Genomic DNA, 12656 nt, shown 5'->3' on the forward strand with positions numbered 1-12656 from the left:
CTTAGTAATTCCAGTTAACCGAAAACGAAAATGTAGCTGGGTCGGTTCTAAAACCTTCTGGTTTAGAGAACGGGGTGCCAATAGAGAAGTCATAACTTAAGTTGGCGGGGTTAATCGCACCACACAAACCAATCGCACCACCCGCAAGGTGTGAGCCTAAGTTAATGTCAGTCCCACGTCCGCTAATTTTGCCGTAATCGACGCCCACATACAGTTCTTGAGCAGGAACAGGTAATGTCCATGATAGGGTGTTGCGCAGCGTCCAGCCTTCATCCGCACTTAAGGTGCGTTCGCCATCAAAACCTCGTACCGACCAGCGGTTACCGATACTGAATTGATCCTGAGGCGTTAGAGGCCTGTCACTGATTTGACGTAAGTATTGTGGCTCAAACCGAAGTGGCTGCTCCGCAAGTGTAAACGGGATACTCGCAGACGCGGAAAATTGCATAATTATCGCCAGTGCGGTCGCATAATCTTGGGAGCCTTTACTGCTAAACTCTTCAAAAGCGGGCATTGCGCCAAACCAGCGCGTCCCATGCTGGTAACTCGCCCCCACATTGAGTGTGGATTGCCCCACGTATTGACGGTGATTAAGGCCGAGCTTCCAAGCGGTAGTGCGCCGTTTTTGGTTTTCAATTTCAGTTTCACCCACAAAGTTGCGCGTCTCACGTAAATTGACATCATAGGTCGCTGTGGTTTTCGCTGTGGCATCACGGTACAGCACATTGCTCAGTTGTAGGTTCAAACTTTTGCTTTTACCGCGATAACGAATGTCGCTATTTGTGCCAGCAATAGTTTGTGTGTACTCATAATCACTCGCTGTGGTGGCAAACTGCCAATAACCAAACGGCACCGAATAGTGCGCACTGTAGTTAGTGGTGTCTTTATCGCTAGAAAAGCTTAAATCGCGCGTTGCCGTAATATAGAAAAGATCGCTGAGGGAAGCCGGGTTATCCAGTGCCAACATCACACCCACTTGGTTTTTACCGGTGCTTTTTGAGCCAGTATTGTCCACCCATGCGCCAGCGTGCCAATAACGCGACTGCTGGCGATTGATCACAATTTGAGTTTCACCCGGACCATCACCGGGTACCATTTCCATCGAAGCTTGTACGGTCGGTAAGCGTTGCAGGTTTTCGAGGCCTTGCTCAATATCCCTAAGATCCAATAAATTACCTGAATGGGCTGGCATTGCGGTATACAGCGTACTGTATTGTGATGAATCATCGGTAAAAACCACTTTTTGAACTTTGCCCGGTAATACAACTAAATTAAGCTGACCCGTGGATAAATCTTGTTCAGGAACTAAAACACGGCTTGTAATCCACCCATGACTTATTAATCGGTTTTGCACATCCGTAACCAATAAATTAATCCCTTCAACACCAATACAATGACCAACGGCCTGATTAGCCAGTCTCTGAACCGGAACCCAATGAGGCAAGGCCTCTTGGCCTGTAATAGATACTTGCTCAATTTTAAAGCACGGATTTTCATCTGGAAATTGTAATTGCGCCTTGGCGATAGGCGTAGATAAGCTCACATCTGGGGCTTTTGCCTCAAATTGCTGCTGCTGAGCTTGCTGCTGCTGAGTTTGTCGATTAAATAGATCGTCTGTGTTATCCGGTTTCAATAATGAAGCTTTTGCTAGCGTAGGGAAACAAAAGGTAAAAAAAATCGATCCGAAAATGAGTGTCCGTACAAAAATCATTAGTTTTTTTAATATCCCAAAGTGTAAGTTAATTATCTGCGCATAACTTTACATACCTTAACCTAAATCACAATCAGCTATTATCGCATTTTTAGTTAAATAGTGACTTAGCCCTCACTCTCGCCCCCCAAAAGATAAAAGTAAATTTAAATAATTAAATCAATTATATAATTAAATTTCTTATGTTAAATAGCTAAGATATTATAAAACAAATTAACTTTATCGGCTTAAATTATCGCATCATCTCAACCTAAGTTAAATTCACTGATTGACATTAATCACTCACAAAATAAGTAATAAAATTTAACATACATATATTAATCCACAGCACTACCATTTAATGAAAGAAAACAAAAAACAAAAAATATAGATGTAAAAATGCATAAATGCGTGATGACGCCTTTTAGAAATTAGCTATGTAACTAATGAGTAGGCAGCAATTGACTAGGTCACAATCAACTGTGACTAATATTGATTTTCAATGCAGCAGCAATGGCTAAGGGGGAAAATGTTAGGCTTGCAGCAAATAACGCCGCTAAGATAGCGAAATAACCATTTAATGGCATATTAAAACTATGCGCTTCCATGGTACCTGTAGCATAAATCAAGACAGGGATATAGAGCGGTAACACCAGTAAACTCACAAGAACGCCGCCTTTTTTAAGGGAAACCGTTAACGCAGCACCAATCGCGCCAATAAAACTGAGTACTGGCGTGCCTAATAAGAGAGTGCCCGCGAGTACGAATAATGTATCGCTGTTAAAAGACAACATTAATGCGGCGATTGGCGAAAGCAAAATTAATGGCAAACCAGTCACTAACCAATGTGCAATAACTTTGGCTAATACGGCGATAAATAACGGGTTAGGTGCTAATAAAAGCTGTTCTAAAGTGCCATCGAGATAATCATCTTTAAATAAGCGTTCCAATGATAATAGCGAGGACAAGATGGCTGCAACCCAGAAAACACCGACCGAGATACGGGCGAGTAACTGAGGCTCAGGACCAATACTCAACGGGAACAACGTGATCACAATTAAGAAAAACCATAACGGGTTAACTAACTCAGAAAAACTTCGAAAGGCAATTTTTAGTTCTCTTTTAATTAATAACCAAAACATTACTCATACCCGCCCGTCAGTTTTAATGATCCAAAATGGCCCGACATCGCTTGATGGGATGTAAACAAAATAATACCACCAAGCTCAGCATGCTGATGAAAACGTTCAGTTAAGCGTTTAACACCCGCCACATCAATAGCGGTAAACGGTTCATCTAAAATCCAAAGTGATGCTTCGCTTAACCATAACCGTGCCAGATTAGCTCGACGTTGCTGACCCGCAGATAATTGGCAAACAGGAACATCCTCATAACCTATCAGCGAAACTTCCTCTAACGCTTGCCAAATACGCTCACCTTCAGGCTCTTTATGGTGCATTTGATAGTAAAATAGCAAGTTTTCATAAGGTGTTAACAGAAACTTTACCGCGGGCTTATGACCTAAATAAAGTAAATGACGCGTATAATCTTCTTTTAGTTTTTCAATCGATTGTGCTTGCCAAAGAATATCGCCATCATCGGGTTTTAACAGACCAGCCATCATACGCAATAAAGTGGTTTTGCCTGCACCATTAGGGCCTTCAACCTGTAAAATTTGCCCCGGTAATACTGTAAAATCTAACTGCTGAAACAATACTCTATTTTGTCGATGACAACTTATTTGTTGTGCGCTTAGCATGGGTTACATTCCCTGTTTAGAGCTTTGTTATTAGCTTTTTGCAACTTTATTCAACAGCATATCACTGATAGTGTCACTGGATATTGCGTCACCGCAAAGCACTTGCATCAAAACTTCAGAACCCAGAGAAGATAATGAAAACAACATATCAGGATGCAGTAGACGCACTTTATCCATGTTATTTTCTTGATTAATAAGCACAACTGTTTTGGCTTCTTTGCCCGCTAATTCCCTAACACCGAGTAAAGCAAAAGTACTCAATGAGTCACTATCCGTCATGATAAGCACGCACTTAGCATGTTTGACGTTAGCAGCGGCCAGTAATTCTGAGCTCGTAGGATCACCCGTTACAATATTATCTTTTTCTGGATAATGGCTACGATGGTTTTCTTGACAGATGACCGCAACAGGAAGCTCACGTTTTTTAAGTCCTTGATAAACATTCACGGCCATAGGCGTACCACCAATGACTACATAATGATCTTTCATATAAGAAAACCTCTTGCGGACAATTTCTTTCGTCCCTTTAGCCAATACGCCAACGACATAAACGACCGATGTTGTAAAAATAGTAATACCCAAAATAATAACAGTAACAGTAAAAACGCGAGCATCAACTGTCACAGGCACAATATCGCCAAATCCAACCGTTGTCATACACACAAGTGCAAAATAAAATGCTGTTGTGCCATCTTTCACAATAGGAAAGAATTCATTGCCAATATAAAGCGTACCAAAAATGGAATAGAGCAATAAACCAATAATACAGGTGACAGCAACAAAGCCAGCACTGGTTAAACTATGATGATGGTAAAGCTTCCAAAATAAACATAATGCGACAAATAAACCGAGAGAAAAATAACCTTGATGAATGTTCTCTTGAGCAAGTCTTAAATCAACAAAAGAGATAATGGCTAATAAAAACAGGGAAAATACCCAAGCTATCCGTGCGCCATTGATCATAAATAACGAAAGAAAAATCAGCGAGGCGCCCAATAAAAACCGAGGAATATCGAGTAATTTCATAAAACCCAATGACTTCAACCATTCTGTGAAGCCTGTTTCACGCCAATCGATATAGTCGGTATAAGCACTTAGCACTGGTTTTAAAATCATAAAACCATCAATAATAATCAATAAGGATAGTAACAGCCTGATTGATAAGGATGATTTTAAGAAAGCCACAAAAGAGTTATCGAACATTATTTGGCCTCATCCTTTCATCGAAAAGATAATTAACGTTTGTTTATATACCAGTTAGTTTAGCTAAGGATAATATCATTCTGGCAAGTTGTGCAACAGGCAAAGCATAATGATATCGCTCGCTAAGTTATGCCGTCACCCTAGTATCATAAGGCACAATTCACCATTCTAAACTATAGTGTAATCAAAATATCTAAACGGAAAGCGCTAAATAGACTCATTTTAATGAACAGATGATTAAAGGTAACCTTAAGAGATTATTATCTCACTAAATTTATTATTGAACTTAACGATTGTCACTCTATCTAAAAATCGATTTTTCAACTATTTTTCATAGTTACTTATCGTTACTTTATAGCTACTCAACAATACAAAAAAGTAAGAGTCAAAAAACTTATGGTTAATACTACACAAACAAACAAGTTTAGCTGGTCGTCATTGCTCTGGCTATTAATCTACTTTTGGTATTTCTCATCGATATTGCAACTTTATGTTGTCGTTACTGGCCAAAGTAACACTATCGGACTCAGAGACTCACTCCTTTATAGCTCACTTTGGATTATTCCAGCCCTACTTTTTCCTAAAAAAATAAAACTCGTTGCCGGTCTTATCGGTATTGTCCTTTGGCTATCTTCTGTTATCGCTTTAGCTTATTTTGTGGTTTATGGGCATCAATTATCACAAAGTGTGATGTTTGTTATGTTCGAAACTAACACCAATGAAGCCGGAGAATTCCTCAGACAGTATTTCAGTTTCAAAGTCGTTGGCGTCATCCTCGCTTATACGCTTGTAGCTATCTTTTTATGGACTCGCCTAAAGCCAGTCACATTACCAACCACTGGGCGGATTGGCGTTTCGTTACTAATTTTAATTATCCTGTTTGGTGTGCCTTATTATAATAAAGCTATCAAGCAAGATCGCCCGCTTTCCAATGTGACTTCATATATCAATAGTAAATTGGCGTATGCAGCACCGTGGCAGTTTGTTAGTGGTTATTTCCTCTACAAAAACCAACTGGCAAACATGGAGGAGCTGATCCGTGACAATAACAAAATTCCACCACTAGAAAATTTTGTTGATGCCAACGGCAATACACCGAGAACTTTTGTATTAGTTATTGGTGAATCGACTAGCCGCGATAGAATGAGTTTATATGGCTATCAGCGTCCGACAACACCGGAACTTGTTCAATTAGCTCAAGATTATCCCGCGAATTTATCCGTCTTTAATGATGTCGTAACATCGCGTCCTTATACCATCGAAGCACTACAACAAGTGCTGACTTTTGCATCGCAAACTGAACCTGAATTATTTAACTCGCGCCCGTCTATCATGAATATGATGAAACAAGCAGGGTTTAAGACTTTTTGGATCACCAATCAGCAAACTATGACAGAGCGTAATACCCTGTTAACGGCATTTTCACGCCAAACAGATAAGCAATATTATTTGAATAATGATATGGCACAAAGCTCTAGGATCTATGATGACGTAGTACTTGAGCCATTTAAAGAAGCACTCGCAGATCCTGCTGAGAAAAAATTCATTGTGGTTCATCTGTTGGGAACGCATATGCGTTATGAATTCCGCTACCCTGAAGATAAAGCCATTTTTACCAATAAAGATAGTCTCATCCCTGCGAATCTGAAAGATGACGAAATCAAAGACTACAATGCTTATGATAATGCTCAGCACTATAATGACTATGTAGTTTCATCACTAATTAAAGATTTCGACTCTTCAAAAGAAAATGGCTTTTTGGTGTTCTTTTCCGATCACGGCGAAGATGTATTTGATACTCCACCGCATGAGATGTTAGGCCGTAGTGAAGGTAAACCGACAAAGGTTATGTACAACATTCCTTTCTTAGTTTGGCAATCACCTGAATGGCTACAGACTCATCAGTCTGATTTGAACAGCAAAACCACCAGACCTTTTAGTACCATGGATTTTATCTATGCTTGGTCTGATTTAGCGGGGCTAAACTACACCGGATTTGAACCTGAAAAGAGCTTATTCAATGCTGAATTCAAGCCTCAACCAAGGTATATAGGCGATCCGGATAAAAAATCATCACTGATGCTCTATGATGATTTGAAAAAATAGTGTTCAATTTGTGGATGAAATGAGTAACTTCGTTTCATCCACTTTTTCACTAACTATTTTCAGCAACAACTTTCAACTTTTGTTCATCGACACGCTTTATCTTACCATCTTGCAAAATAAAACTAACTTCACCATGCCAAAACTCAGCTAAGAAAATATCTGTGATGTTATTAATTCCATGTTTTTCAATTTGTTGCTTAAGCCAGTCCTCATCCCGTTCAATCGCTTCCAATTCACTGGTTCTAATAACACCATCTTTAATTAATATCACCGATGGCATATTTTTTTTATCGCAAATAATAGTTAGTTGGCCATCAGGCTCTATCTGCGCATAATAAATTTCTTGAAATGAATAGACACCTTGGGCATGAATGCGAGAAGTGATATTCAACATATCAATTTTATTCCTTTTCTCCTGTATGTTTTCCATAATAAACTGCCCATTTTTAATTATTGGAATGGTATTACCAATAGTAACACTGCGGAAAAAATTGAATTTTTTTGTTAAAAAGTTCAATAATGAAATAAACATTACACCCATAAATAATAAAATTACATATTGATGCAATGGAATGGTATCACTATAAATTACACCACCGATAATACCACCTAACACAAAATTACCAATAAAATCAATTGGTGTCATTTGTGAAAGTTGTGTTTTCCCCGAAAAATTCATGTGTGTTATTACAATAGTAAAACCAATGATAAACTTTATAATAACGAGCGTGTAATAATATGTCATTTTGTTATCCCTATATTATTAAAACTCATTTAAGACTCCCACTTTAAAAAACCTATCTCTATTAATAAAAATACCATTAAACCAATCATTTTTCATATTATTTAAATATAAAATTAGATTTTTAATTTATTTAAAATCAATAAAAAATTAAATCGCATTAAAGCTTTCATAACTTAATACGTATCAAAAAAAGGACATAACTATTATCCATCGAACTAATTTTGGTCTATATTAATGAAGTAACTATTAATATATTTGATTTGAATTTCAATCAATAACTCGACAAACTTCATGCTAAGGAAATGTTTATGAAAAAGAAAATCATCGCTTCACTTATTCTAGCGGGTGTTTTTGCTGTTACAACCGGCTGTGATGATTCATCTAAAACAGACGACACGATGAAGCAAGCGGAAGAAAAAGCGCAGCAATTGAAAGAAACAGGTGAACAAAAAGCCACTGAACTGACCAACAGTGCAAAAGAAAAAGCCGAAGATCTGCAAAAAGATGCTTCACAAAAAGCTGACCAAATCACCGATAAAGCGAAAGAGTTGCAAGAAGCTGGTGAGAAAAAAGCCGATGAACTAACCGATGACGCCAAACTTAAAGCCAATGAGCTAAAACAAAGCGCATCTGAAAAAGCAGATGAACTTGAGACTAAATATAACCAAGCCACTGAAAGTGCGGGTGAGAAGTCAGAACAACTCAAAACTGATGCTATCAATAAAGCCGATGAGCTTGCGACAGATGCAAAAAATAAGACTGAATCATTAAAAGCAGATAATGATGCAAAGGCTGACAATAAATAGCTATATACATTAATAAGCTATTATTGACTGAAAATGCAGGTAGTTGATACCTGCATTTTTTATACTGAATACAAACACCAAGTAACTAAATATAAATAACTATTTATTTTCCTTCCTCACACTATATGATTATATATCCATATAACCGCTTCAGAAAAAAATATAAATATTAAATCATCCTATAGGATATATAAAATGCAAATCAAACACAGTCACGGATATGCGCTCCCCACATTAGTGAGTCACGCTTTCGATATTCGTCAGCAAATATTCACGCTAGAACAGGGATTTCCCGCTGATATCGATGTTGACGAATATGACGACAACGCCTTACATGTAGTGCTTTATTTAACGGATAAACCTGCCGCCGTATTACGTTGTCTATTACTAGACGAAGGCTTAATTAAAGTCGGTAGAGTCGCAGTATTAAAGCAACATCGGGGTAAAGGACTCGGTCGCGAATTAATGAGATTCGTTGAACAATATGGTTTAGAAAATCATTACAGTGCGATTGGCCTTTCTGCTCAACATACGGCTATCGAATTTTATCATACCTTAGGCTATCAAACCCAAGGTGAGATGTACGATGAAGATGGGATGGATCATATTTATATGACGCTCCAACTTAAGTAAAATTTAATCAGTAAGAAACTTGATTTCTTGTAATTCACCTCAATAATAATTATATCGATGTTTAGTTAACCATTGAGGTAAACATGGCTACGGGTTGGGCAAATGAGAATGCCGTTCAAGAACAAATCGACGCCACATTAGCTGACGCCGTCGCCAAAGCGCGCAGTGAATTACATTCAGGGAAAAGCGCAGAATTTTGTGAAGAGTGTGGCAATGAAATCCCTCAAGCAAGGCGCCTAGCCCTTCCCGGCGTCAAACTATGTGTCACATGCCAAAGCGAGCTTGATAAAAAGCAGGCCGCTTTCTCTGGCTACAACCGCCGAGGCAGTAAAGACAGCCAGCTAAGATAAAAACTCACTTCTCCCTATTCAGTTCATTGTAAATATATTCACCACATTATTATTTACTCTAAATAATTTGAATTGTAGGTAGGCGGCAATTGAGATAATCCTTGGGAGCATACATAAGTATGTGACCGAGGTTAGCGAATGAAGCCAACCCCCCTACAGTTCAAAGTATGACGAGTAAGTTGAATGTTAGGCCATAACATGGCAGTATTACCCCCTATTTTTTTGAACTGAAGGACTATAAAGCAAGATTTTTGTTAATATTTATGGCGGTTTTAACTGCTATCAACACCACTATTTATTCGCTGTTCTTTCTATTTTGTTTCTTAACCGAAACCCTTTCGCAATTATCCATTGTTTTTAAGAAGGACGCTCGCTGCATACTCGACATTATATTGGTATGCCAAAAATAAAACCAAAGAAGGTAGTCATGAGTCAAATTGATACTGATATCAAAAAAATACGATCGAAAATTAGTCCCCCGGTATTTTATAGTTCCGCCCTCATTATCTTGATCATCGTTGGCTTTGCCGCCTTGATGCCTGAAGTCGCAGAATCTCATCTAAGTCATCTTCAACAAAATTTATTTGATAACGCCAGTTGGTTCTACATACTTGCTGTTGCCATCATTTTACTGAGTGTGACTTATCTGGGACTCTCTCGTTATGGTCAGATAAAACTTGGACCTGACCATGCACAGCCTAACTTTAGTTATGTTTCTTGGTTTGCCATGCTGTTTTCTGCGGGTATGGGTATTGGTTTAATGTTCTTCGGTGTTGCTGAACCTGTGATGCATTATCTCAATCCACCAGTCGGGGATGCACAAACCATTGAAGCCGCCAAAGAAGCTATGCGTTTAACCTTCTTTCACTGGGGGTTACATGCGTGGGCCATTTATGCGATTGTTGCTTTAATTCTAGCCTTTTTTAGTTATCGCCACGGATTACCCTTAACACTGCGTTCCGCACTCTACCCCATTATTGGTGAACGTATTTATGGTCCTATAGGCCATGCGGTGGATATTTTTGCGGTTGTCGGTACCGTGTTTGGTGTTGCCACCTCGCTAGGATTTGGAGTATTGCAAGTCAATGCAGGATTGAATCATTTATTCGGTTGGCCAGTTAACGAAACCATCCAAGTTATCTTGATTATCACCTTCACCGGACTTGCCACTTTATCCGTTGTTTCAGGACTCGATAAAGGCATTCGTATTTTATCTGAATTAAATTTGGGCCTCGCATTCTTGTTATTGGTACTAATTGTTGTCTTGGGACCAACGGTTTTATTACTAAAATCTTTTGTTGAAAATACGGGAGGCTACCTCTCTGAAATCGTCACGAAAACCTTTAATTTGTATGCTTATGAGCCTAAATCCAGTAATTGGTTAGGTGGATGGACGCTACTTTATTGGGGTTGGTGGTTATCATGGTCACCGTTTGTCGGCATGTTTATTGCGCGTATTTCCCGTGGGCGTACTATCCGTGAATTCGTGATGGGTGTATTGTTTGTGCCTGCGGGTTTCACCTTACTGTGGATGACCTTCTTCGGAAATACAGCCATCGACCTGATTAAAAATCAAGGGGCTACACGTCTAGCAGAAACCGTACAATCTGATGTGTCTCTAGCCTTATTTGAGTTTCTAACTTATTTTCCATTTTCAACTGCATTATCATTCTTTGCGATGTTGATGGTAGTGGTTTTCTTTGTCACTTCAGCTGACTCAGGGGCAATGGTTGTAGATACTCTAGCTTCCGGTGGCGACTCAGATACACCAATTTGGCAGCGTATTTTCTGGGCTGGTCTTATGGGGGTCGTGGCTATCACCATGCTACTTGCGGGTGGTTTAAAAGCACTGCAAACCCTTACTATAGCCAGTGCCTTACCTTTTGCGATGGTCTTACTCGTATCAATCTATGGCCTATTTAAAGCACTACGTGTCGATGCCTATAAGCGTGATAGTCAGCAATTAGCAACAATTGCACCAACAGCGAGCCGCAACCCAATTCCTTGGCAGCGCAGACTACGTAATATTGCTTATTTTCCGAAACGCTCTCAAGTTAAACGTTTTATTGAAGAGGTCGTCAAACCTTCAATGGAGATGGTTTCTGAAGAATTAGCTAAACAAGGCACTACTTGCCATATCAACATAGAGAAAGATGACCGAATTAGTTTTGATGTGGATTTAGGCGACGATATGAACTTTTTCTACGAAGTTCGCCTCCGTTACTATGTTCAGCCAGCATTTGCTCTCGCTGGTATGGCCACAGATAGTGATGATGAAAAAAGTGAAGAACAGCGCTATTACCGCGCCGAGATCCACCTAAAAGAAGGCGGGCAAGATTATGATGTGATGGGCTGGGCAAAAGAACAGATCATTCATGACATTCTTGATCAGTATGAAAAACACATTCATTTCTTACACTTATTGGGTAAGTAACCCAAAAAGAGAGAAATTGAACATTAGAGACTGAAGCTTACATAGTAGTAACCGCCATCTTTATGTAAAGATGGCGGTTACTTATGATTCTTTCCTAACTTTGTCTTGTTTTATTTTTTCGTCTAATAACTCATAACCTTAATTATGGTACATACGAGGGAAATACTCACTAATTCTATCGTTATCCAGTAGCCTATCTGTTGTGAAATCAATTGTATTTGAAACAACAATATATTGCCTTAAAGGAAGGGGAATATCCTCTATAGTTGCGAAAATAGTTGGGACAATAAAACGATAATAATCTCCCATCTTGCTATCACCATCGTAACCAACAGGAAAATCCTCACCTTTGCTATGTCCTTCCAGTCCTTGAAAAAAGAACATTCCCATTTTAGCTCCTATAGCAGCATCGCTATATTTATCTCCACATTTTAATTGATTATCTAACTCACCTACTATCGCTTTTTTATCACAATAATTTTCATAAACCCAGCTTGAGTATAAGTCAATTAAATAACCACCTCGTTTATCTACATTATTAATATATTTACTTGAGTCACCATCTACAAATTCACATAAATCAGATAACTTATCTTTTATATTTGGGATACTCAGTAATATAGTTGGAAGCCAGCCATAGCCATTATTTAACATGTATTCAAGATGTCCATTCTTGTCCATAGCAACCCATGTATGATTTCTTGCAGAGCCTAGTTTCCAATTATCATCTAACTGTAATTCCATAGATATCCTTATTATTCTAAAAATACTTTAATGCAATTTTTACAATTAGATACAAGCGCTTCTGGAGGAACTTCTGATATATCGAATCCATGAGCATCTCTAGGTCTATATGCTTGTGAAATCCTTATGTCTGTTGGTTTAACTCCTCCATAAACTTGATTTGTACATCTATTTGGGTTAGATTTT

The 12656-nt window shown here is 38.7% G+C and carries 11 protein-coding genes; 5 read left to right on the forward strand and 6 right to left on the reverse strand.

All coding sequences use genetic code 11. The features are described from left to right. Position 1: 1 nt before the first annotated feature. From ACTH6U_RS00555 to ACTH6U_RS00570, 4 genes are all read right to left on the reverse strand, one after another. The gene (locus ACTH6U_RS00555; RefSeq protein ID WP_441831362.1) at positions 2–1711 is read right to left on the reverse strand and encodes a ShlB/FhaC/HecB family hemolysin secretion/activation protein; all 1710 of its coding nucleotides are present in this window, start codon (positions 1709–1711) and stop codon (positions 2–4) included. Positions 1712–2166: 455 nt separating this feature from the next. Continuing rightward, on the reverse strand, positions 2167–2832 hold the full coding sequence (gene ccmB, locus ACTH6U_RS00560) for a heme exporter protein CcmB (protein WP_441831363.1): 666 nt from the start codon (positions 2830–2832) through the stop codon (positions 2167–2169). Further along, positions 2832–3449, reverse strand: coding sequence for a cytochrome c biogenesis heme-transporting ATPase CcmA (gene ccmA / locus ACTH6U_RS00565; RefSeq protein WP_441831364.1), 618 nt, complete (start codon positions 3447–3449; stop codon positions 2832–2834). The genes ccmB and ccmA overlap by 1 nt, the downstream gene beginning before the upstream one ends. 30 nt (positions 3450–3479) lie before the next feature. Beyond that, on the reverse strand, positions 3480–4652 hold the full coding sequence (locus tag ACTH6U_RS00570; RefSeq protein WP_441831365.1) for an NAD-binding protein: 1173 nt from the start codon (positions 4650–4652) through the stop codon (positions 3480–3482). A gap of 396 nt (positions 4653–5048) precedes the next feature. Between ACTH6U_RS00570 and cptA the strand changes: the two genes are divergently transcribed. After that, positions 5049–6758 (forward strand): phosphoethanolamine transferase CptA, encoded by a 1710-nt coding sequence (gene cptA, locus ACTH6U_RS00575; protein ID WP_441831366.1) that lies wholly within the window; start codon positions 5049–5051, stop codon positions 6756–6758. Positions 6759–6807: 49 nt separating this feature from the next. On the opposite strand, the gene ACTH6U_RS00580 is transcribed toward cptA, so the two are convergent. Continuing rightward, a complete protein-coding gene (locus ACTH6U_RS00580) occupies positions 6808–7503 on the reverse strand; it encodes a DUF421 domain-containing protein (RefSeq protein WP_294108655.1) in 696 nt (231 codons plus the stop codon). 308 nt (positions 7504–7811) lie between these two features. Here ACTH6U_RS00580 and ACTH6U_RS00585 point away from each other — a divergent pair, with 308 nt between their 5' ends. The 4 genes from ACTH6U_RS00585 to ACTH6U_RS00600 all read left to right on the forward strand — a co-directional run bounded on the left by ACTH6U_RS00585 (position 7812) and on the right by ACTH6U_RS00600 (position 11726). Beyond that, a complete protein-coding gene (locus tag ACTH6U_RS00585) occupies positions 7812–8309 on the forward strand; it encodes a hypothetical protein (RefSeq protein WP_294108653.1) in 498 nt (165 codons plus the stop codon). A 195-nt stretch (positions 8310–8504) separates the two neighbouring features. Continuing rightward, complete coding sequence (locus ACTH6U_RS00590) at positions 8505–8942, forward strand: GNAT family N-acetyltransferase (protein ID WP_441831367.1); 438 nt, start codon at positions 8505–8507, stop codon at positions 8940–8942. 83 nt (positions 8943–9025) lie between these two features. Beyond that, positions 9026–9292: a DksA/TraR family C4-type zinc finger protein gene (locus ACTH6U_RS00595; RefSeq protein ID WP_441831368.1), complete on the forward strand. Its 267-nt coding sequence runs from the start codon at positions 9026–9028 to the stop codon at positions 9290–9292. Between the two features lie 427 nt (positions 9293–9719). Then, positions 9720–11726, forward strand: a complete 2007-nt coding sequence (locus ACTH6U_RS00600; protein WP_441831369.1) for a BCCT family transporter — start codon at positions 9720–9722, stop codon at positions 11724–11726. 138 nt (positions 11727–11864) lie between these two features. Here the strand turns inward: ACTH6U_RS00600 and ACTH6U_RS00605 are convergent, their stop codons facing one another. Next, positions 11865–12470 carry a hypothetical protein gene (locus ACTH6U_RS00605; protein ID WP_441831370.1) on the reverse strand — a complete coding sequence of 202 codons (606 nt, stop codon included), beginning with the start codon at positions 12468–12470 and terminating at the stop codon, positions 11865–11867. Positions 12471–12656: the final 186 nt, after the last annotated feature.

It is taken from the genome of Providencia sp. (assembly GCF_052096715.1).
In the GTDB taxonomy this organism is placed as follows: Bacteria; Pseudomonadota; Gammaproteobacteria; order Enterobacterales; family Enterobacteriaceae; genus Providencia.